We start from the raw sequence: 365 nt of genomic DNA, 5'->3' as shown, positions 1-365 counted from the left end.
AGCCGGCAGAGCAGCACCCCGTTGTCGAGGCTGGTCTCGCCGCCGTGGCTCCAGGGTTGGATGTGGTGGGCATCGCACCAGGACACCGGCCGACCGCACCCCGGATGGGCACACCCACCATCACGGACGCCCAGGGCTCTACGGATCGCGGGGGTGAACAGCCTTTCTGCCCGCCCGACATCCAACGGCACCCCCGACTGGTCGACGATCACCGAGGTCAGCGTGGCATCACAGGCGATCAGCTCCGCGGTCGCCGCGGAGACCGGGCCGGCGAACCCCAACCGATCCACACCAGCATCACCACTCAGCCCTGCAGTCACGGGCCGGATGAGGGTGACGTGCGGCAGCACCCCACCAGACATCGG

General features: G+C 69.3%; 1 protein-coding gene. It reads right to left on the bottom strand.

Annotated elements, in window-relative coordinates; all coding sequences use genetic code 11:
* Positions 1-320: HNH endonuclease (locus IC40_RS0126330; RefSeq protein WP_420896607.1), on the bottom strand; the 320-nt coding region annotated here is incomplete at its 3' end.
* Positions 321-365: the final 45 nt, after the last annotated feature.

Origin of the sequence: Mycolicibacterium neoaurum ATCC 25795, assembly GCF_000691525.1 — a bacterium.
Lineage (GTDB): Bacteria > Actinomycetota > Actinomycetes > Mycobacteriales > Mycobacteriaceae > Mycobacterium > Mycobacterium neoaurum.
The sequence above is the reverse complement of the archived record's forward strand: the minus strand, read 5'-3'. Positions and strand labels throughout refer to the sequence as shown.